Below are 23839 nucleotides of genomic sequence, written 5' to 3' on the forward strand. Positions count from 1 at the left end.
TCCGACCGGAATTGCGTAAAAACAATGAGTAGGGCGTTTTCGCAATTCAACGAAAAGCGGAAACGCTCCAAGCCCGGCTTTCCCTCTAGTGCTCCATGACCTTGCGTGGAGCGGAGGTCGCCTCCGCTCCACCATTCAGAATGCGTATCCCCGGCACGGGCAGCGGCAGGCCTGAATTGCGCAGGGCCGCATCGATCTCGGCGAAGATTGCATCCCGGCAGTCGATGTCATCGGCGAAGCTGGGCACCCAGAACCGCACATTATAGCGAATGCCTTCCGGATCGTATGACGCGACCCGAACGTCCGGCGCCGGCGTCTGAACGATGATCGGTGAACGGCTGGCGGCCTCGGCCAGAAGCTTGCGCGCATCGCTGACGGCAAAGGCGTGAGACAGCACCACTTCCACCTGCGTCCGGTATTTCCGGTTCGGAGCGCTGTAGTTGGTGAGCTTCTGCCGTGCGATCTGACTGTTGGGCAGGATCACATAGGTGTCGTTGCGGGTGAACAGGCGCGTGGTGCGCCAGCCGATCTCTATCACCCGCCCGCGCGTCTGGTCGTCGATGGAAACCCAGTCGCCTATGCGATACGGCGCTTCGATGCCCACCGCGATGCCGGCAAAGACATCCGCCAGTGTGCTGCGCAGCGCGAAGCCCAGAATTGCGATGATAAGCCCGGAACCGGCCAGCGCGCCGCTCCAGCTCTGTCCGATCACCAGCATCACCGTCGCCAGCGTCGCGGCCAGGAACAGGGCAGCCGAGATCAGCTCCGGCAGAAGCTTTGGCACCTGACGGCGCTTTCGCCCGGCCCGCTCCAGCGCCATGGCGACAAGACGCCCGCCCAGCCACGCCGCCGAAAAATAGGCGACAGCGCCTGTCAGCACGCGAATGGGTTTGGGCGGGATGCCCAGTTCCAGCCACTCCATGACCGGCTGGTGCAGCATATAGGCGGCAATGGCGAGCCCGGTGCAAAGCAGCGGCCAGAGTATGCGCAGGAAGGTTTTGCGGATCGCACTCATATCAGGCTCACCTCCAGGTCGACATGGCGGAAGCCGCGGCCGGGGCGCTCGCGCGGGCGCGCAGGCAGTTTGACCGGCTGATCGTCCGGGCGAATGGGGCTCAGGCAGTGAAGGCACCGCGAAGCGGCGCGCGGAGACAGGCTTCCGCAATGCGCGCAAACCAGAGGCTGAATTTTTCTCGACATTGGTGATCTCTTCCAGGCACTTGGATCGCCGTGCACCCATTCGGACGCGCCAAAGACGGTCCAGAGTTTCGATGGAGCATCGGAGGAAACCGAAAACCGGCTTCCACTTTTTGGATCGATGCTCTGGCTGGCACCCGGGACGGAAGAGAACTTATGCTTATCTCAACGACACACCGCCCCGGGAGAAACATGAGTTTCCCGGGCGCACCTGATCGTCGCGTTTTTCAGAATCATAAGCATGGTTTTTATTTAATTATAAAAATTTGGTTTTCAAGCTCAGAATCCAATAATAATCAGAAACCATCGCTCAAATGAGACATTCGCTTATGAATGGAGCCATTTGTTTGGTTTTTATTGGCATTTCCCGTCTGATTAATTTCCATGAATTGTGGTTGATTGACAAATTTCTTGAATCTGAAATTTTCTATTGCCCTTACGTAAGGAAAATGCAGATTCACTTCATTCATTTCACTCGCTGAAAACCACGATTCACTGGCATGAACGACCGGCTTGCCTCCACTTCCGATTTCCTGCTCGAACTCTATTCGGACGCGGCCGACTGCCATCCCGAGGCCTTTCGGCTTCGTACGCTGGAGCGGCTCACAAAGCTGATCGATTTCGATTTCGCGGTCTGGGGCGGCGGAGCGGCTGAAAGCCGCGACGTGACGGATCTGGTTACCTATGAGCAGTCGCCCGAGATACTCAATGATTGGTCTCAGGTGGCCGATCAGGATGCCTTCTGCGACATCACGCTGGGGCAATTGGGAAAAGCCGCCCGTTTCGACGATATCCGGAATTATCGGGACAGCATCGCCTATAATGATCACTGGCGGCGCTTTGGAGCGCGGCAGATGATGGCGACGATCTCGGCCGAGCCTCTGGATGGCTATGTCAGCTTTGTGGGCCTCTGTTCCGAAGCCAGAACAAACGTCTTCTGCGACGCCTCCCGGATGATGAAGAACGTGATCGTGCCGCATCTCTCGGCAGCGCTTCGCATCAACCGGCAATCCTCGCTCATGCGTCACGGCCGCGAGAGCGAAGCCATCGGCCTTGTGGATCGGGGCGGCTGGATTCTGGTGGGCCTCGACCGGTTTTCGGAGCTGGCGCGCGAAGAAGGGGCGCTTTCCAACCGCTTGCCGCATGGGATGTGGGAGGGGCTTGTGCAGACCGGCGCCTGGCAGGGCACGGCGCTTCTTGCCAGCGCCGAGCGCCGGGGTGCGCATTATCTCGTGCGGCTCACACCACTTGGCGCATTTGCGCGCCTGACCCCTCGCGAAATGGAGATCGTGCGTTCCTACGTCACCGGGCTGACTTTTCGGGAAATCGCGACGGAGCTGGCCATCGCCCCTTCCACGGTGCGCAACCACATCGCCAACATTTTTGAAAAACTGCACGTCGCCAGCCGGACAGAGCTGGTGCAATTGCACCTGGCGACCTTTGGCCAGTTCACCGCTCCGGACACACCGAAAGCCCCGGGCGCAAGACCGTAGTGCATCTGCACTATTTCCTTTTGTCTTTATCGCCGCTTCTTTCGCCCTGCCCGGCCGAAGCGCGCCGGCGGGCGGAAACGAAGCAAAGGCACGATGGAATGAGAAAACTGATCGCGGGGTTCCTGTTTGCGCTGACAGCAATGTCGGCCCCGGCTTCGGCTGAAATCGACGGGCATGGGCCCGATAGCTGGCGGGTGGTTGGCGTCTCCAGAAATGACGCGCTCAACGCGCGTATGGGCCCGGGCACACGCTATCCGGTGATTGAGCGTTTCCGCAGCAATGAAGGCGGCCTGAAACAGGTCACATGCGTTCCATACATCCCGCCGGCACATTTTCAGCGCATGAGCGAAGCGCAGCGCCGGGCGTTGCCGCCGCGCTGGTGCCTGATGCAGGATCGCGCTTTGATCCGGGCGGGCTGGGTCAATGCGAACTATCTGCGGCCTGATTTTGGACAGCCAGCAAAACCACAAAAGCCGGCCAAACGCGTTTCCGTGGAGCCTGGCGGCGACCTGATCGCCAGATCGGAAGGGCTGGTGCGCGCGCTGTACGAACTGCGTTCGCTTGAGGAACAGGGTATTCGAACCGAGCTTTACACGCGCACGGGGGCCGGGCGGTTCTTCCAGAAAGCCATCGTGCAGCGCTTCATATCCGGCGCTGCGGGGGCCGACCCCATTTATGGCGCTCAGGATTTCGACGGCGCATGCGAAGAGCCGCGTCGCCATCCCACGCAGCCCATGTATCGCGGCATGATCACCGTCATTGTGGACTGTGTGAATTTCGGGCGGGCGCAGCGCACCGAATACGCCCTGCGTATTGATCCCGATCAGCCGGACGGTACACCGCGCATTTTCCGCATCAGCCACAAGGACTGGGATTTCCCGTGATTCCGGTCCCCTCACCTTTCCCTGAACAACCCAGGAGCACTTACATGAAGCCCACTCTGCGCCTTCTCTTGCTGGCAGGTTCGCTCGTTACATTCCCCGCCATGGCGCTGGAAGGCGAAAGGATCGGCAGCGTGACGGCAACGATCGATGGAACCGGATATACGGGCGAGACACTGGCGTTCCCCTCCGAAGGCTCGGCCATGGCGACCTTCGTGCCTGTTGGCCCCTCCGTGACTGTCTCGGTTCAGGCAATGGGCCCGCAAGCAGAGTCGCGCCTCAACAACATGCTGGTGATCGACTTTACGGCGCTGGGAACGGACGCCTCGGCGCAGATGATCACCGGTAGCATCAGCTGGTGGCCGGAAGGGATGGACAGCCCCTTCTATATCAGTGACGAAAATGCGGGGCATGCCGGCATCACGCTCGACAGTCTCAGCCTTGATGGCGAAGCGCGTGTGACCGGGAGTTTCGACACGTCCATCTGCCGCAAGGACGGGCCGTTTTCCGAAGCGGATACGAGCAAATGCGTGAAGGTGTCGGGCAGGTTCGACACGGCGCTCCATGCGCAATAGCAGTGCTCCGCGCGTGAGTGCCTGGAGCAATTCCGGAAAAAGCGGAAATGCTTTAGAAGCGGAAAAAGGAATCCTGCAGCGCCGAGTTGGAATATTCGACCGGCGTTCCATCTTTGTCGACCACGACGCGCTGTACCCGAAGCAGCGGCGAGGCCTGTGGGATCGATAGCGCTTCGGCCTCTTCCGCCGAGGCCGTGAGCAGCGAAACATGTTCGCGGGCGAGGAATATCTCGCCTGCGAGCGCCGTGCGAAGCATGGTGTAGAGCGACGTGTCCGCGAGTTTGGCAACGTCCAGCCGCCGGGCCAGAGCCGCGGGCAGAAGCGAGGTCTGGTGAACCACCGGACGGCCCTCCAGTAGGCGCACCCGCCGGATCTCGAACACCTCGCTTCCAAGCGGAAGGTTCAGCGCGTGGGCGGCTGACAGGCATGCCTGACGACGCGCGGTGGAGACGAGCCGTGTGGAGGGGCGAAAGCCCGCTTCGCGCGCAGCGGTGGGGAAATCCACCAGCTTTTCGCTGCTGCGCCCGATGGCGCGTTCACGGTAGACCGTGCTGCGCCCCTGCCCTTTGGAAACGAAGCCCTCGCGCTGGAGAAGCTCCAGCGCCTGACGCACGGTGCGCCGTGAGACGGCATAGGCCGTGGCCAGCGCGTTTTCCGATGGCAGCGGATCGCCATTGCGCCACAGACCGCCGGTCAGCTCGCTGATGAGCCGGTTGGCGAGACGCTGATAGGCGTGATCCGCACCCATGCGCTCAGGCCGTCCTGCCGCCGATGTTGCGCACCAGCACAGCGCCGATGATGATCAAGCCGGTGAAGATGTCCTGCAGGTAGTTCGGCACACCGAGAATGGTGAGACCATTGGCGACCACGGCGATGATCGCCGCGCCCAGAAGCGTGCCGAGCGCATTCGCCTGCCCGTCGCGGAAGGCGGTCATGCCGAGGAACACAGCTGCATAGGCCTGAAGCAGGAAACCGTTGCCGCCGGTCGGATGGGCGCTGCCAAGGCGCGCTGTGAGAAGCAGGCCCGCAAGGGCGGCAAAGAGCGTGCAAAGGCCGAAGGCCCAAACACTGTTGGGCACAATGCGCACGCCGGTCAGGCGCGCGGCCTCACGGTTGCCGCCAATGGCGAGGATGCGGCGGCCAAGCTCCGTGTGGTCGAGGATGAAGGCCGCAAACAGTGTTGCCGCGAGCGCCCAGAGGGTCAGAACGGGAATGCCGGCGAGATAGCCGCGGCCCAGATCGCGGAAGCCCACCGGAATGTTTCCGAAGAGCGTTGCGCCATCGCTGATCCAGTAGGTGATGCCGCCGACAATGGTGCCCATGGCAAGCGTGACGATGAAGCTGGGCATGCGATAGGTGGCGATGGCGAGCCCGCTGACTGCGCCGACGGCGAAACCCGCAATGAGCGTGACCAGCATGACCGGCACGATGCCCCACCCCGCCCCGAACAGCGTGACGGAAACAATGCCCGCCATGGAAACCACCGCGCCGACCGAAAGATCGAATTCCGACAGCGACATGACGAATGTGGCCCCCAGCGCAACGATGGCCAGAAGGGACATCTGCTGGGTGATGTTGATGAGGTTCGAGCCCTTGGCGAATGCCTCCGGCGACAGCGCCGCAAAAAGGGCGACGATGGCCAGAAGGCCGATCAGGGTTCCGTAGCGGGCGGAAAAGCTCAAGGTCGTGTCTCCGGCTGGGAAGGCGCAGGCGGCGGGGCATGGAAGGTGGCGTCGATGACGGACTGGCGCGTGACGGCGCTGTTGGGCGCATCAAGCGTGACGGCCCCCTGCGCCATGACCACGACGCGGCTTGCGAGCATCAGGAGTTCTTCAAGATCGCTGGTGGCGAAGAGAACGGCCGCGCCCTCGCCCGCAAGGCGATTGCACAGTGCATGGATTTCGGCCTTGGAACGCACATCCACGCCGCGCGTCGGCTCATCGAGCAGGAACAGTTTCAGCGATGGATCGAACCAGCGGCCGATCATGATCTTCTGCTGATTGCCGCCCGACAGGGTCGAGATGCGGTCGCCGAGGCCGCCATATTTGACGCTGAGCCCTTCGAGCGCGGAGCGAACGCCGGACCGCGCCCGCCGCCAGGAAACGACCGGCAGGGCCTCCATCGCGCGATGCCGCTCCAGATGCGGCAGGACGGCATTGTCGAGAATGGAATGGTGCATGACGAGACCGGTGTTGCGCCTGTCTTCGCAGACATAGGCGACGCCGGCGCGTTTGCGGCTTTCAATGCCGGATGGTGGGAGCAATGCTCCTTCGAGCGCGATATGGCCCCGCGCCTGTCCGGCCGCCCCCCAGATCGCCTGCAACAGGCTTGAGCGCCCGCTGCCGACCACGCCGTAGAGCCCGACGATCTCGCCGGCGCGCACGGTCAGATCGATGGGCGACCGGCCTGAGCCCGCGCGAAAATTCGAGAGCTCCAGAACGGGTTCGCCCGGCGCGCGCGCATCGCCATGGCGTTCATGCCGAAACGCCTCGCCCGCCATGAGCGCGACGATCCCGTCGCGCGAGGTGTCGGCGATCCGCCCGCTGCCGACAGATCGGCCATTGCGCAGCACCGTGTAGTCATCGGCCAGCGCGAACACCTCGTCGAGCCGGTGCGACACGAAGATGATGGCGCAACCCTGATCGGCCAGATCGCGCACGATGCGGCGCAGGACGGTCGCTTCATCCTCGCTCAGCGAGGCGGTGGGCTCGTCCAGGATTAGCACCTGCGCATCGTCCATCAGCGCGCGCAGGATCTCCACGATTTGGCATTTGGCAACCGAGAGGCGACCAACCGGCGCGTCGATATCCAGGTCGAGACTGTAACGGTCCCGCAGGGCCGCGAAGCGCGTGCGCATCGCCTTCCAGTCGACGCGGCCGAAACGGCGGGGATAGGCCCGGCCCACATAGGCGTTTTCATAGGCCGTAAAGCCGGGAACGAGATTGAGTTCCTGATGCACGGAGCGCAGACCGGCGGCTTCCGCCGCGCGGGGACTGGCAGGCTCAAAATCCCTGCCGGAAAGGCGCATTGCGCCGGCATCCGCCCGGTGCACGCCGGAGAGGCATTTGAGCAGGGTGGACTTGCCGGCCCCGTTCTCCCCCAGAAGGGCATGCACACGGCCGGCGGCGACGTCGAGGCGCACGCCATCGAGCGCCGTGACGCCGCCAAACCGTTTCGTGAGCCCTGCGATCTCCAGCATTTTTGCGGGTTTTACTCGCAGTTTGAGCCGAGCGTTTCGCGGTCGATCACCTTGGCCTCCACGAAAATCTCGCGGGAGGAAGGTTCGCCGCCGCCCAGAACGGTTTCTATCTCACCGACTGCGGCGCTCGCAATGCCCGGAAAATCCTGCCGCACCGTGGCGGCGAGGTTGGTGCACTGTTCGATCAGGTCGATCGCCTGCGGGTTGCCGTCAATGCCGGCGATGACGATGTCTGCATCGGGCATGTCGCTCTGGATGGCGAGCAGCGCGCCGACGGCGGGCTCATCCCAGGCGGCCCAGACGCCGTCGATCTCCTCGCCATACTGGCGAATGAAGGTCTCCATGGCCTGCCGCGCATTGTCGATGGGGCCCGGCACCTGCACGTAATGCTCGGCAATGACCTCGAAATCCGGATCCTTCTTCAGCGCTTCATCCAGCGCCAGCTCACGCTGGCGAACGCCCGGATGCGCCGAGTGGAAGAATTTGACGATCTTGCCTTCGCCGCCCAGCGCCTCGAACAGATAGTCCGAGAGGATGGTGCCAAGCGCGAAATTGTCGGTGGTGATGTTGGCGGTCACGCCATCGGCAAGCGCGCCGTCCAGCACGAAAACGGGAATGTTCTTGCCGGCCGCGGCTGCAACCTGATCGCCGATCTGGTTGGGATCGACGCTGACCAGAACGATGGCGTCCGCGCCCGCATTGGTGACGTCTTCCACACGGCTTGCGAGCTGCTGAAAGTCGCCGCGCGTGTCGACCACATTGACCGTCCAGCCCTTCGCCTGCGATTCTTTCGTGAAGGTCTCGACCATTTCATTGGTGGCAACGGAGCTCAAATAGGGCGTCAGCACCGCGATGTCCTCGGCATTGGCCGTAGTTGCGTGAGCAAGACCGGCCAGTGCGGCTGTGGTGAGAAGCAGGCGTTTCATCATTTCCTCCGATCCGTTGAACGGTTTTCGTTTCTTTCGTTTACGTCAGCAGGCGGGCCTGTTCCCGCGCGAAACGGGATGCTGCGAGATAGGCCTCATAGCGGCTGTCGCAGCGCTGGGCATGAGGGGCGTCATTGGTTGTATCAGGCGCGAGAACGGGCGGCGCATCCATGGCGGCAAGTGAGAGACCGGCCTTTGCGGCGATCATGCGCAGCGCGCCCAGCGCCGTCATCTCCTGACTTGCATCGGGAAAGGCGATCTCGCGCTTCAGAACATTGGCGAGCGTGCGCCGTTGGAGCGCATCGCGCGCCGCACCGCCAATGACGGTGAGCGGCGACGGCGGCAGGCCGGCGGTTTCCAGATTGTGGCGGATGGCGAAGGCCACGCCTTCGAGCACGGCGCGCGCCATTGCGCCCTTGCCATGGGTGCGGTCGAGGCCAAGGAATGCGCCGCGCACGCGCTGATCCTCGAATGGAGCGCGCTCGCCGGAGAGATAGGGCAGGAAGAGCGGCGCGGCGCGCGCATCGTCCGCCATCACAGCCGCTTCCAGCAGGGCTTCGACACTCTCGCCCGTGATTTCGGCGAGCCAGTCCATGGCCGCGCCCGCCGTCAGAAATGGCGAGATGATGATTGCGCGGTCGGGATGGACCGGATCGGCAAGCGTGTAGATGTCACGCGGGGGCGCGGCATCCTGCATGGTGAGCGTGGCCGCAACCCAGCCGGTGGTCCCGAGATAGGCGTAGGCCCGGCCCGGTTCGTCAGCGGCGGCGCCCCAGGTGGCGGCCGCGGCATCGCCCGCGCCATTGAACACCGGGATGCCCGCGACAAGGCCGAGCGCTGCGGCAGCTTCCGCGCGCAGTGGACCGACGATCGCATCGGCCGGGAGAATTTCGGGCAGGCGCGACGCCTCAACACCGGCAGTGGCGAGCAGTTCGGCATCCCAGCACCGCTCTGCGATGTTCATCAGGCCTGTGGTGGAGGCAACGGTGGGATCGATCACGGCCCGGCCCGTGAGCCTGAATGTGACGGCATCCTTCGCGCCGAAGAAGAAGCGGTGTTCGCCCGGAAGATCCGGTGCGAAACGGTCAAGCCGCATGAGCTTGAAGATCGTGTGCGCAGGGTCCGGACGGTTGCCGACGCGCTTTGCATAATCGCCCGGCAGGCGGGCTTCGAGCGCGGCAATCTCGTCTTCATCGAGGCGGCGGTCGGAATAGAGCGCGGCGGGCGCGAGTGCTTCGCCTTCGGGCGAGAGAACAATCAGGTTCTGCATGGAGCCGGTGAAAACCAGCGCCGCGACATCCGGCCTGTATGGCATATCGGCAAGCGCGCTGACCAGCGCGGCCCACCAGTCTGCCGGGTTCTGGGTCTGCGAACGGTCTGCACCGGAGACGGTGGAGATCGCCGCCGAGCGCGTGGCAAGCATTGCGCCGTCCTGCGAAAACAGAACGGCTTTCAGGGCCGAAGACCCGATATCGATTGCCAGAACAGCCCGGCTCAAAACCACCCTCCCTCTCACGGAGTGGACAAAACAATGTTGCCCACCGTGTCGCCGCGCACGCGCCTTTTTGCAAGGTCAGTTCCCGTTTTTTCTTGCGCGGTGATCCGTGAGTGCAGGTCTGGACGCGTCCCGTGTCAACGCCGGGGCGGCGCACAGCTGCATTTCGCTTCCCGAATGGGACAGATGCTTCCGAAAATGCGTCAGGAAAGGGTTCTGGAGCGTGCGGGGCTGTGCCCGCAGTAACGCCGAAAGGCGGCGGCGAACCGTCCCGCATGGGCGTATCCGACGCGGGCGGCGATTGTGGCGACCGGCAGATCGCCATGCTCGAGCAGAAGCCGGGCATGCTCCATGCGGCGCATGGTGAGATAATCATGCGGGGAGAGCCCGGTGAACCGTCGCATGCCTGTGGTCAGCGTGCGTTGGGACACCTCAAGTCGCTCGCACAGCGTCGATACGGTGAGCGGAAGCGCTGACGGATCGTCGAGCAGCGCCTTGAAGCTCAGCACATAGTGCGGCAGCGGACCGGCGGCGGCGAGCGCCGAAGGCTCTGCCTCGCGGCAGGGCACATGGGCAAAGAGCGTTTCCAGAACCGCATTGACGAGAGGCATGGGCGAAAGAGCCGTGCTGTCGGCGGCCTCGATTTCTTCCGCGACCATGAGCCCGAAGAGACGCGCCAGCCGCCGCCCGACCGGCGTGTCGAGGTCGATCTCCGGCTTGAAGAACGGCGTGCGGCGCACCGGATCGCCCGTGTAACGCTGCCAGGAACGCTCGACGAAATCGCGCTCCAGCCGCAACATCACCTGCGTGGTGCTCGGACGCCAGTTGGAGCGCACGAACGGCCCGGGAGACAGGATGAGGCCATGACCCGGACGCGACGCGACACGGTCGCGCCCGTAGAGAATGTCCACTCCGCCGGAAAGCGGGAACTCCAGCATGTAGAACGTGTCGAAAATGCCGGCTTCGACCTCGATGTCGGGGCCATAGCGCAGGAGATTGAGAGAAGCCCCCTCGCCCGCGACGGCATGGTGCCGGAAGTCGAGCGATGCTTCGCCGGACGGCATCAGAAGGCGATGCGGCCTGTAGCGCGCGCCGATGGCGGCCTCAGCCTCCGCAACGTCAAGCGAATGCAGGCCGGGAACCCGGCCAAGCCTTTGCGACGCGTCGATGAGATCAGTCACCACCATGGGGCGTAAAGATATCAGGCGGGATCATCCTGTCCACTGGAAGCTGAGCCGCGAAAGGGACAAGTCGCGGGTAATCGAACATCGGCGGACGGTGATTTTGGTAGATATTTCAATAAATTGCTGAAAGTCTTGCGGTGAGACATGTGTTTGACTTGTCCCTGTCCGCCATGTGTGAATGGGCGAAAAGCAACAAGGGGACGCGCACGCATGACTGCACCCATTGAACCCAATTCCTTCCGGATTGGCCCGGATGATGACGGTATGTTCGGCATTTTCGGCGGCCGGTTCGTTGCCGAAACGCTGATGCCGCTGATCCTCGATCTGGAGAAACACTGGAACGAGGCCAAGGACGATCCGGCGTTTCGAGCGGAGCTCGAATATCTCGGCCGTCACTATACGGGCCGTCCCTCGCCGCTCTATTTCGCAGAACGCCTGACCGAGCATCTGGGCGGCGCGAAGATCTATTTCAAGCGCGAGGATTTGAACCACACCGGTTCGCACAAGATCAACAATTGCCTCGGCCAGATCCTGCTCGCCAAGCGCATGGGCAAGACCCGCATCATCGCCGAGACCGGGGCCGGTCAGCATGGCGTAGCCTCGGCCACCGTGTCGGCCCGCTTCGGCCTGCCCTGCGTGGTCTATATGGGCGCGACCGATGTGGAGCGGCAGAAGCCGAACGTCTTCCGCATGCATCTTCTGGGCGCCGAGGTGAAGCCGGTCTCTTCGGGGCATGGCACGCTGAAAGACGCCATGAACGAGGCGCTGCGCGACTGGGTGACCAATGTCGAGGACACCTATTACCTGATCGGCACGGCTGCAGGCCCGCATCCCTATCCCGAGCTGGTGCGCGATCTTCAGTCGGTGATCGGCACGGAAGCGCGCGAGCAGATCCAGGAGCTGGAGGGCCGGCTGCCCGACGCCATCGTGGCGGCGGTGGGCGGCGGCTCGAACGCCATCGGCCTGTTCCACCCCTTCCTCGATGACCGCCAGGTGGAGATCCACGGCGTCGAGGCTGGCGGCCACGGGCTGGAGGGCGACGAGCACTGCGCTTCCATGACGGCTGGCCGTCCGGGCGTGCTGCATGGCAACCGCACCTATCTGTTGCAGAACGATGACGGGCAGATCCTCGACGGGCATTCGGTGTCTGCGGGGCTGGACTATCCCGGTGTCGGGCCGGAGCACAGCTGGCTGAAGGATTCAGGCCGTGTGATCTACTCGCCCGTTCTGGACGATGAGGCGATTGAGGCGTTCCAGATGACGACGCGTCTTGAGGGCATCATCCCGGCGCTGGAATCGGCCCATGCGATTGCCCATGCGATCAAGCTTGCGCCGACCATGGGCAAGGACCAGATCATGATCGTCAATTTCTCCGGTCGCGGAGACAAGGACGTGCATACCGTTGGAAAGATGCTCGGCATGGAGATCTGAGCCGCAGGATCCGAACCCACAATCTGTCCGAAGAGAAAGCATCCTCCCATGACCACCCGCATTGACCGCCGCTTTGCGCGGCTGAAGGAAGAGAACCGTCCCGCGCTCGTGACCTATTTCATGGGCGGCGACCCGGACTATGAGACCGCGCTGTCGATCATGAAGGCGCTGCCTGCGGCGGGCAGCGACGTGATCGAGCTGGGCATGCCCTTCTCCGACCCGATGGCCGACGGCCCGGCCATTCAGGCCGCCGGCCTGCGCGCGCTCAAAGGCGGGCAGACGCTTTCCAGGACGCTCCGGATGGCGCGGGATTTCCGGGAAGACGACGACGACACACCCATCGTGATGATGGGCTATTACAACCCGATCTACATCTATGGTGTGGACCGCTTCCTCTCCGATGCGAAGGAAGCGGGCATTGACGGTCTGATCATCGTCGACCTGCCGCCGGAGATGGATCAGGAGCTTTGCGTTCCGGCCATCAAAGCGGGGCTGAACTTCATTCGTCTTGCCACGCCGACGACCGACGAAGAGCGCCTGCCGAAGGTGCTGGAGAACACGTCGGGTTTCGTCTATTACGTGTCGATGACGGGTGTGACGGGTTCGGCCCTGCCGGACACGAACAATGTTTCGGCTGCGGTTTCGCGCATCAAGGAACACACGGACCTGCCGATCTGCGTCGGGTTCGGGGTGAAGACGGCGCGCCAGGCGCGGGCGATTGGCGAGGTCGCGGACGGTGTTGTCGTCGGCAGCGCCATCGTGGCGACCATCGCACAGTGTTACGACGCCGATGGCAACAGGATCGAAGACCCCGCCGAGGCCGTTGCGACCCTCGTCAAAGGGCTTGCGGACGGCGTGCGCTCAAAGCAGATGGCGTAACGCTTTTCCCGATCTGAATTCTTGGCCCAATCCGGCGATCTGTTTAAGGATCGCCGCAGCTTTCTCGCCAAGGATACCCCAGATGATTGCCTGGTCGATCTTCATTCCGGCCTGTTTCGCGTTGAACTGCGCCCCCGGCCCGAACAACATGCTGACCTTTTCCAACGCGGCGCGGCTTGGCTTTGTGCCGGCGCTTCTGGGTGGACTTGGCCGCATGCCGGCTTTCGTTTTCCTGATCGCGGTCACCATTGTCGGGCTCGGCACGGTGCTGGCGGCGTCTGCCACGGCCTTCACCATCATCAAACTGGTGGGTGCGGCCTATCTCATTTATGTGGGCATCCAGTTCTGGCGCAAGGCGCGCGCGCTGGCGAACGCTACTTCGCTGGATACCGCCATTGGCACACTGATGCGCCGCGATTTCGTGATTGCCATCAGCAACCCGAAGGCGATTGCCGTCTTCACCGCTTTCTTCCCGCAGTTCATCGACGCATCGCAGCCGGCCTGGAGCCAGCTTGCCGCCATGGGCGGGGTGTTCCTCGCGCTCGAAGTGGTTGCTGTCGCGCTTTACGTGGTCAGCGGCGTCGTGCTTGGCAAACTGCTGAAATCCGAGCGCGTTTTCGTCCATCTGAACCGGTTGGTAGGGGCGGTTCTGATCGTTTCTGGCGGAACCATGGCAGTTTCGCGGAATTAGCACGGAATCAAGGGAAAAATGCTGCGGATTGCCGCAGTGTCGGGCCTTCACTTCGCCGCGACAAAATGCTCTATTCCGGCCGTCTCATCCGGCGCACCCTCCCGGCAGCCGGAGTTCAAGATTTCCATATCCAGGCTGCCCGGCTCAGGTCGGGATCAGCTTTGTTTGTGCCAGAGGATTAGCAATGACCGTGAGAAAAGTTCCCGACGTCACGTTCCGCACGCGCGTTCGCGACGAGTCGATCGAAGGCCCGAACCCGTTCCGCTGGGAAGACAAGACGACTGCCGACTTCTTTGGCGGCAAGCGCGTTGTCCTGTTCTCCCTGCCGGGCGCCTTCACCCCCACCTGCTCGACCTACCAGCTTCCCGATTTCGAGAAGCTCTACCCGGAATTCCAGGCCGAGGGCATCGACGAGATCTACTGCATCTCCGTCAACGACGCTTTCGTGATGAACGCCTGGGGCAAGGCTCAGGGCCTCAACAACGTCAAGCTCATTCCGGATGGCTCGGGTGAGTTCACCCGCAAGATGGGCATGCTCGTTGCCAAGGACAATCTCGGCTTTGGCATGCGCTCCTGGCGTTACGCCGCCGTGGTCAACAACGGCGTGATCGAGAAGTGGTTCGAGGAAGAAGGCTTCTCCGACAATTGCGAGAGCGATCCTTATGGCGTTTCCTCGCCGCAGACCGTTCTGGAAGCTCTGAAGGCCGGCGAAGCGCAGGCTGCCTAAGCTTTTTGAAGCATCGAATTGAAAGGCTCGGATGGCATCGCCACCCGGGCCTTTTTCTTTATGCGGCCTATTCGACCAGAGACGGCCAGTCGCCGTGCAGATCCGCTCCGCGCCCTTCGATCTCGAAGCCGTGGGAGCCGAAGAAGTCGCGCTGGCCCTGAATGAGATTGGCCGTGCCGCGCGCCTGCCGGTAGCTGTCGAAATAGGAAAGCGCCGAGGAAAGGCAGATCAGCGGCAGCTCACCCAGCGCGCCGGTGGCGACCACGCGGCGAAGCGCGGGGCTTGCTTCTTTCATCAGTTCCGCGAAATCCGGGACCATCAGGAGATTGGTGGCCGCATCGCCGGCAAAGGCGCTCGCCATCTGGTCGAGGAAGCGGGAGCGGATGATGCAGCCGGCGCGCCAGATCCTGGCGATGGTGGCAAGTTCAAGCCCCCAGCCCTGTTCTTCGGACGCGCGGGCGATGACGGAGAAACCCTGCGTGTAAGAAACGATCTTGCCGGCAAGCAGCGCCTTTTCCAGATCGTCGATGGAGATATCGACCTTGCCTTCGCGCTTGCCGTAAAGCGCTTCCGCCGCGATGCGCTCCTGCTTGCGCGACGAGATGGAACGGGCTGCGACTGCACCCTCGATGGCCGTTGCCGGCACGCCGAGTTCCTGTGCGGCGATTGCCGACCAGACGCCGGTGCCCTTCTGCCCTGCCCTGTCGAGAATGACGTCCACGAGCGGCCTGTCGCTCTCGCCATCAATGGCTTCGAGCACATGCCCCGTGATCTCGATCAGATAGGAGTTGAGCGGGCCTTCATTCCAGCGTTTGAAAACCTCGGCGCAGGCTGCAGCGTCCATGCCGAGCCCGTCGCGCATCACGCCATATACCTCGGCGATCATCTGCATGTCGCCATATTCGATGCCGTTGTGGATCGTCTTGACGAAATGGCCGGCCCCGCCCTCTCCAAGCCAGGCAACGCAGGGCTCGCCCTTGAATTTTGCGGCAATGGAGGTGAGCACGGCTTCCGCGTCATGCCATTGCGCCTTGGAACCGCCGACCATGATGGAGGGGCCATGGCGCGCGCCTTCGGCGCCACCGGAAACGCCGACGCCGAGATATCCGATGCCCTTGGGCTTCAGATAATCGAAACGGCGCTGCGTGTCGCTGAAGAGCGAGTTGCCGCATTCCAGAATGGCGTCGCCCTCATCAAGCAATGGCAGAAGCTGCTCGATCATGTCGTCGACCGGTTTGCCGGCCTTGACCATGATGATGATGGAACGCGGTTTCTTTACCGACTGCACGAAGGCAGCGAGGTCTGCCTCTGGCAGGACGCGCTCGGCCAGGCCTTCGGTGCGGGCCTGCTCGACAAAGGCGTCGATCTTAGGCGTGGAGCGGTTGTTGACGGCGATCGTGTGCCCCTTCTCGGCGATGTTGAGGGCGAGGTTCGCACCCATGACTCCGAGGCCGATCAGGCCGATATCCGCTTTCGACATTCTTCAATTCTCCGGTTCGTCAGAAGTGGGTTCTGACCTTGGGGCGGCACTATGCACCAGACGATGTTTCGATGCATCCGCGCCAGTGTGGAAAGTGTTGTGAATCAACCGGCGACATGCACCTCGACGCGGGCATCGGAAAGCGCCTTCGCCAGGGGGCCGGTTGGCTGCTCGTTGGTGACAAGGCCGGTGAGCGCGGAAAGCGGCTCGACCGTGGCGAGCAGGTTGACGTCGAACTTGGAGTGATCGACGAGAAGGTAGCTTTCCAGCGCCTGGCGCAGCATGGCGCGCTTGACGCCAACGGCAAGCCGGTTGACCTCGGTGATGCCCCCGGCTGTCAGCCCGCTCGCGCCGATGAAGGCGCGGTTGGCGTTGTAGCGGGCGATAAAATCGATGGTTTCAGCGCCGTAGATGCCCACCTCGCGGGCCATGAAATCGCCCGGACAGATGACCACCTGAATGGTTTCGTTCTGCGCCAGGGCGGAAGCGACGGCGACGCTGTTGGTGAGAACCGTTAGGTCGCGTGCGACTGAGGCAAGACTGAGCGCAAACTGATGCGTGGTGGAGCCGGCGTCGATCATCAGCACTTCGCCGGGGCGAACCAGTTCGGCGGCGCGGGCCGCGATCATGGCCCGCTCCTCGATACGCGCCCGGTCGCGCTCTCCAAATGGCGGCTGTGCGCCCATCGGCGCGATGGAAGCGCCGCCATAGGCCCGGCGGATCAGCCCTTCCTGGCTGAGCGCCTCGACATCGCGGCGTACTGTTTCGGTCGACACGCCAAACCGCGTGGCAAGCTCTGAAGTGCGCACATGTGGATGGTGCTGCAACTCCAGAAGGATCTGTTCGCGGCGGGCGGTTTTCCTGAGACGCGCCATCAGCTCTCCCTGGCTTGAAGGATCGCGTCGGCCACTTCGGCAAACCCTGCGCCGCCGGCATTCTGCGTGATCCATTTGGGCGGCGTGACCGTGCCGTCCTGAAAGTCGGCAAAATTGGCCACGCCAATGCTGTTTTCGAAGAAGTCGAACATGGGTGCGTCGTTCGGGGAATCGCCTACGAAAATCACTTTGTCACCCGCCTTTTCGAGGTCGAGGCCATAACGCCGGGTAAACAGGCTACGGGTCATCGCCAGTTTGTCGTACTGGCCAAACCATCCATTGACATGAATGGATGACACTTTCGCAACAGCGCCGGCCTCTTCGAAAGAGGTCACGATCTGGGCAATCTCGGCGTCGTCGAGGCGCGGGCCGTCTTCGGCAAAATCGATGGCGAGATCCGCCTCGCGGAATGTCTGGTCCGCAGAAAGACGCGCGCGCGGAACCGCCCTGAAGATGACATCGGCGAGTACATTCAGCCGGCGACGGCCCTCGCTCCGCTCCTCGGCAGACTGTGCAAATTCGCGGGTCATGCCGCCCTGTGGCGAGCAGGCGAAATAAAACGCGCCGTTCTCGCCGACAACCGCATCGACAGGCCAGAGCCGGGCAATGAGATCACACCAGCCGGCCGGGCGACCGGTGACCGGCACAACCGTGATGCCCGCCTCATGGAGCTGTTCCAGCGCGTGATAGGCTTGTGCCGGAAGACGGCCTTCGGTGGTCAGCGTATCGTCGATATCGGTGAGAACGAATTCAATGCCGGCCAGCCGCGCGGCGGACATTTCGCCAAAGGGTTTCGGAGCCGGAACCCCGGTCATCACGTTTTTCGCCGTCACTGCCGCCACCGCATGCTTCTCCAAAACTGAGCGTTTTGCCAAGCTTGTAGCTGCATTTTTCTGCGTTTTCGAGGGTTTTCCAAATTCTGAATATTTGAATGTTGCAAACTACCACAAAAATTCGATACGATTTTTGCAATCGGATGCATTCCATCGCGTCTGAAAGGGAGAGGTGGGCCGAAAAGCCCACATTGGAGGAGAAACGAACATGCCCATGACGACCGACACCCGTTTTGCCGGGGGCGCCGCAGCGGCGCTGTTTGGCCTGTCCGCACTGCTGGCCGGCACCGCCGCGCAGGCGCAGGATTGCGCCAATCGCGGCCAGCTGGACGCGATGTATTGCGACGCCAATGAAGATCTGGTGGCGGACACGCCGAGCGACCCGTCAAAGCTTTCCAACCCTGACACGCTGGTTTTCGCCTACACGCCGGTGGAAGACCCCGCGATCTATGAGGACATCTGGGAGCCCTTCATCGCGCATCTGGAGGACGTGACCGGCAAGGACGTGCAGTTCTTCGCCGTGCAGTCGAACTCTGCCGAGGTGGAAGCGATGCGCAGCGGCCGCCTGCATATTGCCGGCTTCTCGACCGGTCCGACGCCGTTTGCCGTCAATCTCGCCGGCGCTGTGCCATTCGCCATCATGGGATCGGAAGACGGCCGCTTCGGCTACAAGCTGCAGGTCTACACCCGCAAGGATTCCGGCATTAACGAGATGGGCGACCTGAAGGGCAAGCGCATTGCCCACACCTCGCCCACTTCCAACTCGGGCAATCTCGCACCGCGCGCGCTGTTCCCCGGGCTCGGCGTTGTGCCGGAGCAGGATTACGAGGTTGTCTATTCCGGCTCGCACGACCAGTCCATGCTGGGCGTGGTGGCTGGCGACTATGACGCCGCACCGGTGGCTTCTGAAGTCGTGGACCGCATGGCCGAGCGCGATCTCTACGATCCGGAAGAGGTGAAGATTGTCTGGGAGTCCGATCCGTTCCCGACCACTTCCTACACCTATGCGCACGACCTCGATCCGGCACTGGTGGAAAAGATCAAGGAGGCCTTCTTCTCCTTTGATTTCGCAGGCACCGCGCTTGGCGAGGAGTTCTCGGGCGTGAGCAAGTTCGTGCCCGTGACCTATCAGAAGGACTGGGCCGTGATCCGCGAGATCCAGAAGGCGAATGGCGTGGAATATACGCCGCAGGGCCTCGCAAAAGAGTGACGTTACTGCGGGCGTGAGACCCCGGGGCTTGGTCTCCGCCCGCTTTTTTCACTCATCTGTTTTCGGAGTTGATGCATGCTGAAAATTTCGCAGCTGGTGAAGCGCTATGGCAATGGCGCGCCGGTTCTCAAAGGGCTGGACCTGGAGGTGCCGGGCGAAAGCGTCGTCTCCATCATCGGCGCTTCCGGCGCGGGCAAGAGCACGCTGCTGCGCTGCATCAACCGGCTTGTGGAGCCGAGCTCCGGCACGATCGAGCTAAACGGCCTGATGCTGACCGACCTCAAGGGCGCGAAGCTGCGCGCGGCACGCCGGCGCATCGGCATGATCTTCCAGGGCTTCAATCTGGTGGACCGGCTGACCGTGATGGAGAATGTGCAGTCGGGCCGGCTCGGCTATCTGCCGCTGTGGCGTGCAGCCTTCCGGCGGTATCCTAAAGAAGATATCCGCCGCGCCTACGAACTGATGGAGCGCGTGGGCATCGCCCATTACGCCAACAAGCGGGCGGACGAACTCTCCGGCGGTGAACGCCAGCGCGTCGGCGTTGTGCGGGCGCTGATGCAGGAACCGGAAATCCTGCTTGCCGACGAGCCGACGGCTTCGCTCGATCCGAAGACGTCCGAGCAGATCATGGAATTGCTGCGGGCGCTCTCGCGCGAATTCTCGCTGCCGGTTCTGATCAACATTCACAATGTGGCGGAAGCCAAGCAATACACCGACCGCATCGTCGGCATGCGTTATGGCCGCATCATTTTCGATGCCGAGCCCGACGCGCTCGACAAGGCGGCCATGGACGAAATTTATGCCGGTGTGCCGGCTGAAGAGCGCGGCGAGATGGACAATGTCACGCCGCTGAGGGCTCAGAAGGCATGAGCACCACAACCTCTTCCGTGCCGGACACCTGGCGCAAACCGCCGATGATCGCCAATCCCGTGCTGCGTTATGGGCTGCTCATCGCGGTGGCGCTCTATATCGGCTGGGCAGTGTTCATGCTGCCGATAGACTGGAACCGCGTAGCACAGGGCATGACGCGCGCCGCGCGCATCTTCAATGGCGCGTTTCCGCCAAGCTTCGAGCGCAGCGGGCTTCTCATCGACGGTTTTCTTGAAAGCCTGAAGATTGCCATTCTGGCAACGGTGGGTGGTGTTCTGCTCTCCATCCCCATCGCCTTCATGGCCGCCAGGAACCTCGCGCCGCGCCCGATCTTTCTTCTTGGACGCGGCCTCATCATCGTGGCGCGCAGCTTCCATCCGGTCATCGTGGCAATCATCTTCGTGAAGGCGGTCGGCTTTGGTCCGTTCGCGGGCGTTTTGACGCTGATCGTCTATTCGATTGGCTTTGTCGCCAAGATGCTGGCCGAGCGCATCGAGGAGATCGACTGGGGTCAGGTGGAAGCCATGCGCGCCGTGGGTGCGGGCTATTTTCCGACACTGATCTACGCGGTTTTTCCGCAGATCATGCCGCGTCAGATCGGCCTCAGCATCTATCAGCTCGACAGCAATCTGCGCGCTTCGGCAGTGGTTGGCATTGTGGGCGCCGGTGGCATCGGCTCGACGCTCGCAAACGCCTTCGGGCGCTATGATTATGACTTCGCATTGGCCATCACCATCGTCATCGTCGCCGTTATTCTGGTGAGCGAGGCGATCAGCGGCCAGATCAGGAAACGGATATGGTGAGCATGGACACGACCCCGGAAGAGTGGGCGCGCTACACCCCGCGTGAGCGGTTGCAGCGCTACGCAATCTTCCTTCTTGCCGTGATCACCATTGTCTGGGCCCTGACCAGCATTGATGTGATCTGGCCCTGGGTGTTCGACGCGCCGCAGCAGATGGGCGATCTGTTCAGCCGCATGGTGCCGCCGGATGTGACGAACCTGCCGAACATATTGTGGGTGCTTCTGGAGACGGTGAATATCGCCACCATCGCCACGGCAATCGCCGTGTTCGTCTCCCTGCCCGTCGCCTACATCTCGGCGCAGAACACGACGCCCAATGCGGCGACGCTCTGGCTTGGCCGTCTCATTCTGGTCTCCAGTCGTTCGGTGAACACGATCATCTGGGCGCTGCTGTTCGTGGCGATTTTCGGTCCCGGCATCGTGGCGGGCATCATCGCCATCATGTTCCGCTCCATCGGCTTCATCGGCAAGCTTCTTGGCGAAGCCATCGAGGAGATCGACCGGCGACCGGTGGAAGCGCTGGAAGCGACCGGCGCATCGCGCCTCAAGGTCATTCTCTACGCAATCGTGCCGCAGGTCATGCCCACCTTCTGGGCCGTGGCGATCCTGCGCTGGGACATCAATCTGCGGGAATCGACGGTGCTCGGCCTTGTCGGCGCGGGCGGTATCGGTCTCATCCTGCAAAGCGCCATTGACACGTTCAACTGGCAGGAAGCGGCCACCGTTCTCCTCGCCATTCTGGCGCTGGTGGTTCTGGGTGAGGTTGTTTCAGCCTGGCTGCGCAAGCGGATCATGTAGACAGGGAGATGCCGGCCCAACGGCCGGCACCCGGCAACAATGCGACAATGTTGTCGGCTTACACCTGAGCGATAATGGCCCCGCTCGCACCGCCGGCCACGGCGCCGAGAGCAGCGCCAGCGGCCGTGCCAATGGCGGCACCGACCGCAGCTCCGATGGGGCTTCCAACGGCCAGGCCAAGACCACCGGCCGCAATGACGCTCGTGGCGACGTCACGTGCCGGCGTTCCGCTGCTGCCAGAGCTTAAAGGAGAGTCTATCGATGTAGATAATAAGTTATTTGTATTTATAACAGGGCTATTTATTTAAAAATATTTATAATATAGCAGATATAAAAAACTAATCGGCCTTTTTATTCTTTTTTAAATGAGCGCTTCGTCAACTAGGCTTTCTGGACGACTTCAGAACTCCGAACCTGCAGCTTGCATATTGGCACGATTTTGAACATTTGCTATTTAAAAATATCAAATGTAACATATGGGTATCAAAGCTGCTCCGCATCCATCGAACACGCGCCTCGGAATGGCCTCATCGATGGCATCAAAGACAGGCTTTAAATATGATCAGGTCCGCTTTCTGCAGGGCTTAATTGAGGTGATATGAGCGGTTCCGTCTTCTTTCTGCACATGGCTGGCGCAGTGGCCCTGCTCCTGTGGGCAACACGCATGGTGCGCACGGGCGTCGAGCGCGCCTATGGCAATGTGTTGCGCCAGCGTCTGCGGCAGACGCTGGGAAACCCGGTTCTGGCGGCACTGACCGGCCTTCTGCTTTCCATCGCCCTGCAGAGCTCGACCGCCGTTACGCTGCTTGTCGGCTCCTTTGCCGGGCTCGGCATTGTTACCGGCCTTTCCGGCATTCTTGCCGTGCGCGGTGCGGAAGTGGGGTCTGCACTTGTCGTCAAGATCCTGAGCTTCGACCTGACGCTGCTCGTGCCGCTGTGCCTTCTGTTCGGCACAAGCATTTTTCTCGCGACAGAGCGCCGGCAGTGGCGGCAGTTCGGGCGCATATTGGTTGGTGTCGGACTGCTCATCCTTTCGCTTGAAATGATGGGCGAGGCATCCGAACCCCTGCGGCAGAGCACCATCGTGCCGATCATTGTCGGCTATCTTTCCAGCGATCCGATCACGGCCTTCCTGCTTGCAGCCGTGGTGACCTATCTTTTCCATTCGAGCATCGCGGCTGTTCTGCTGCTGACGACATTTGCGGCGCGTGGCATCGTCTCACCGGAGCTGGGCATCGTGATGGTTCTGGGCGTCAATCTGGGCAGCTCGTTCATCGCCCCCATGCTCACCCGCAGTTCGCCGCCCGCCTATCGCGTGGTGCCTCTTGGCAACCTTCTGATGCGCGGGTTGGGTTCGGTCGTTCTGCTGGTGGCCTTCATTGTCTTCGCGCCCACGCTGGAGCAGCTGGGGAGCGATCCCGCAGATCGCATCATCCACGCCCATATCGCCTTCAACGTTCTGATCCTGATTGCCGGCATTCCGCTCTCGCGGCTGATCCTGAAGGCGACCGAGGCGATCGTCGCGCTGCAGTCTCCACCGGAGAAGGACAAGGAAGAGGAACCTCTTCTGGCGGAAGCCAGCGCGCTGGACGCCTCCGCGCTCGACAACCCGCATCAGGCGCTTGCCAATGTGACACGCGAAACGGTGCGCATGTGCGAGACCGTCGAGTTCATGCTGTGCCGCATTCTGGAGCTTTATGAAAAGGCCGACCGCAAATCCATCGATGCGCTTGCCGCCGTTGACGACACGGTTGACCGGCGTCATGCCGCCATCAAACTGTATCTGGCGCGCATCACGCGACAGGACATGACGGAGGAGGATTCCCGCCGTTGTCAGGAACTGCTCGGTGTCTGCGTGAAGCTGGAGCAGGTCGGCGACATCATCGTTCGCAACATGCTTGCGCATGTCGAGAAGAAGATGGAGCGTGGTGTGGAATTCACCGAGGAAGGCTGGCGCGAGCTTGCCAGTTTCCATGCTTCGGTTCTGGCCAATGCGCGGCTTGCGTTCAATCTGCTCGTGACACAGGACACGGAGACCGCGCGCGAACTGGTCATGGAAAAGGACCGGCTTCGCGACGTGGAAAAGGAAACGAGCCAGCGCCATTTCGAGCGTCTGCGCCAGGGAACGGAGCAGAGTGTGGAGACCAGTTCGATCCACCTCGACACGATCCGCGATCTCAAGCAGATCAACTCGCTTCTCGCGACATTTGCCTATCCCGTGCTCGAAGAGCGCGGTCTTCTGAGCGGTTCGCGGCTGAAGCCGGACTGAATCTTTACTCCACTTGATTGGGGT

General features: G+C 62.1%; 22 protein-coding genes. 12 read left to right on the forward strand and 10 right to left on the reverse strand.

Annotated elements, in window-relative coordinates:
- Positions 1-85 precede the first annotated feature (85 nt).
- Positions 86-1015, reverse strand: coding sequence for a mechanosensitive ion channel family protein (locus ACRTG1_RS00550; protein WP_206995875.1), 930 nt, complete (start codon positions 1013-1015; stop codon positions 86-88).
- A gap of 682 nt (positions 1016-1697) precedes the next feature.
- On the opposite strand from ACRTG1_RS00550, the gene ACRTG1_RS00555 reads away from it, so the two are divergent.
- The 3 genes from ACRTG1_RS00555 to ACRTG1_RS00565 all read left to right on the forward strand — a co-directional run bounded on the left by ACRTG1_RS00555 (position 1698) and on the right by ACRTG1_RS00565 (position 4146).
- Entirely contained in the window at positions 1698-2690 is a 993-nt protein-coding gene (locus ACRTG1_RS00555; RefSeq protein ID WP_432515527.1) for a response regulator transcription factor, read from the forward strand.
- Between the two features lie 98 nt (positions 2691-2788).
- Positions 2789-3574 (forward strand): hypothetical protein, encoded by a 786-nt coding sequence (locus tag ACRTG1_RS00560; protein ID WP_206546406.1) that lies wholly within the window; start codon positions 2789-2791, stop codon positions 3572-3574.
- A 44-nt stretch (positions 3575-3618) separates the two neighbouring features.
- Positions 3619-4146: a hypothetical protein gene (locus ACRTG1_RS00565; protein ID WP_432515528.1), complete on the forward strand. Its 528-nt coding sequence runs from the start codon at positions 3619-3621 to the stop codon at positions 4144-4146.
- 52 nt (positions 4147-4198) lie between these two features.
- Here ACRTG1_RS00565 and ACRTG1_RS00570 read toward each other — a convergent pair whose 3' ends face one another.
- The 6 genes from ACRTG1_RS00570 to ACRTG1_RS00595 form a co-directional block, all read right to left on the reverse strand.
- Positions 4199-4894 (reverse strand): GntR family transcriptional regulator, encoded by a 696-nt coding sequence (locus ACRTG1_RS00570; RefSeq protein WP_206548989.1) that lies wholly within the window; start codon positions 4892-4894, stop codon positions 4199-4201.
- A gap of 4 nt (positions 4895-4898) precedes the next feature.
- Positions 4899-5828, reverse strand: coding sequence for an ABC transporter permease (locus tag ACRTG1_RS00575; RefSeq protein ID WP_113156980.1), 930 nt, complete (start codon positions 5826-5828; stop codon positions 4899-4901).
- Positions 5825-7345, reverse strand: coding sequence for a sugar ABC transporter ATP-binding protein (locus tag ACRTG1_RS00580; protein WP_432515529.1), 1521 nt, complete (start codon positions 7343-7345; stop codon positions 5825-5827). Before ACRTG1_RS00580 ends, ACRTG1_RS00575 begins: the two co-directional genes overlap by 4 nt.
- Positions 7346-7356: 11 nt before the next feature.
- Positions 7357-8271: a sugar ABC transporter substrate-binding protein gene (locus ACRTG1_RS00585; RefSeq protein WP_224873706.1), complete on the reverse strand. Its 915-nt coding sequence runs from the start codon at positions 8269-8271 to the stop codon at positions 7357-7359.
- A 40-nt stretch (positions 8272-8311) separates the two neighbouring features.
- Positions 8312-9769: an FGGY family carbohydrate kinase gene (locus ACRTG1_RS00590; RefSeq protein WP_432515530.1), complete on the reverse strand. Its 1458-nt coding sequence runs from the start codon at positions 9767-9769 to the stop codon at positions 8312-8314.
- 200 nt (positions 9770-9969) lie between these two features.
- Positions 9970-10953, reverse strand: a complete 984-nt coding sequence (locus tag ACRTG1_RS00595) for an AraC family transcriptional regulator (RefSeq protein ID WP_432515531.1) — start codon at positions 10951-10953, stop codon at positions 9970-9972.
- A 207-nt stretch (positions 10954-11160) separates the two neighbouring features.
- Between ACRTG1_RS00595 and trpB the strand changes: the two genes are divergently transcribed.
- From trpB to ACRTG1_RS00615, 4 genes are all read left to right on the forward strand, one after another.
- Entirely contained in the window at positions 11161-12381 is a 1221-nt protein-coding gene (trpB, locus tag ACRTG1_RS00600) for a tryptophan synthase subunit beta (RefSeq protein ID WP_299935743.1), read from the forward strand.
- Between the two features lie 48 nt (positions 12382-12429).
- Positions 12430-13260, forward strand: a complete 831-nt coding sequence (gene trpA, locus ACRTG1_RS00605) for a tryptophan synthase subunit alpha (protein WP_432515532.1) — start codon at positions 12430-12432, stop codon at positions 13258-13260.
- A gap of 82 nt (positions 13261-13342) precedes the next feature.
- Entirely contained in the window at positions 13343-13951 is a 609-nt protein-coding gene (locus tag ACRTG1_RS00610; protein ID WP_432515533.1) for a LysE family translocator, read from the forward strand.
- A gap of 184 nt (positions 13952-14135) precedes the next feature.
- Positions 14136-14678 (forward strand): peroxiredoxin, encoded by a 543-nt coding sequence (locus ACRTG1_RS00615; protein WP_113156973.1) that lies wholly within the window; start codon positions 14136-14138, stop codon positions 14676-14678.
- 67 nt (positions 14679-14745) lie between these two features.
- On the opposite strand, the gene gndA is transcribed toward ACRTG1_RS00615, so the two are convergent.
- The 3 genes from gndA to ACRTG1_RS00630 form a co-directional block, all read right to left on the reverse strand.
- The gene (gene gndA / locus ACRTG1_RS00620) at positions 14746-16158 is read right to left on the reverse strand and encodes an NADP-dependent phosphogluconate dehydrogenase (RefSeq protein ID WP_432515534.1); all 1413 of its coding nucleotides are present in this window, start codon (positions 16156-16158) and stop codon (positions 14746-14748) included.
- A 104-nt stretch (positions 16159-16262) separates the two neighbouring features.
- Complete coding sequence (locus tag ACRTG1_RS00625) at positions 16263-17033, reverse strand: DeoR/GlpR family DNA-binding transcription regulator (protein ID WP_113156971.1); 771 nt, start codon at positions 17031-17033, stop codon at positions 16263-16265.
- A complete protein-coding gene (locus tag ACRTG1_RS00630; RefSeq protein ID WP_432515766.1) occupies positions 17033-17848 on the reverse strand; it encodes an HAD-IIB family hydrolase in 816 nt (271 codons plus the stop codon). Before ACRTG1_RS00630 ends, ACRTG1_RS00625 begins: the two co-directional genes overlap by 1 nt.
- Positions 17849-18074: 226 nt before the next feature.
- Between ACRTG1_RS00630 and phnD the strand changes: the two genes are divergently transcribed.
- The 5 genes from phnD (at position 18075) to ACRTG1_RS00655 (ending at position 23815) form a co-directional block, all read left to right on the forward strand.
- Complete coding sequence (phnD, locus tag ACRTG1_RS00635; protein ID WP_206544814.1) at positions 18075-19076, forward strand: phosphate/phosphite/phosphonate ABC transporter substrate-binding protein; 1002 nt, start codon at positions 18075-18077, stop codon at positions 19074-19076.
- 75 nt (positions 19077-19151) lie between these two features.
- Positions 19152-19946, forward strand: a complete 795-nt coding sequence (gene phnC / locus ACRTG1_RS00640; RefSeq protein WP_113156970.1) for a phosphonate ABC transporter ATP-binding protein — start codon at positions 19152-19154, stop codon at positions 19944-19946.
- Positions 19943-20749: a phosphonate ABC transporter, permease protein PhnE gene (gene phnE, locus ACRTG1_RS00645; protein ID WP_222474171.1), complete on the forward strand. Its 807-nt coding sequence runs from the start codon at positions 19943-19945 to the stop codon at positions 20747-20749. Before phnC ends, phnE (ACRTG1_RS00645) begins: the two co-directional genes overlap by 4 nt.
- Positions 20743-21546 carry a phosphonate ABC transporter, permease protein PhnE gene (phnE, locus tag ACRTG1_RS00650; RefSeq protein WP_113156968.1) on the forward strand — a complete coding sequence of 268 codons (804 nt, stop codon included), beginning with the start codon at positions 20743-20745 and terminating at the stop codon, positions 21544-21546. The genes phnE (ACRTG1_RS00645) and phnE (ACRTG1_RS00650) overlap by 7 nt, the downstream gene beginning before the upstream one ends.
- A gap of 598 nt (positions 21547-22144) precedes the next feature.
- Complete coding sequence (locus ACRTG1_RS00655) at positions 22145-23815, forward strand: Na/Pi cotransporter family protein (RefSeq protein ID WP_206548650.1); 1671 nt, start codon at positions 22145-22147, stop codon at positions 23813-23815.
- The last annotated feature ends 24 nt before the right edge of the window (positions 23816-23839 follow it).

The sequence above is a fragment of the Nitratireductor sp. PBL-C9 genome (genome assembly GCF_050877045.1).
In the GTDB taxonomy this organism is placed as follows: domain Bacteria; phylum Pseudomonadota; class Alphaproteobacteria; order Rhizobiales; family Rhizobiaceae; genus Nitratireductor; species Nitratireductor aquimarinus.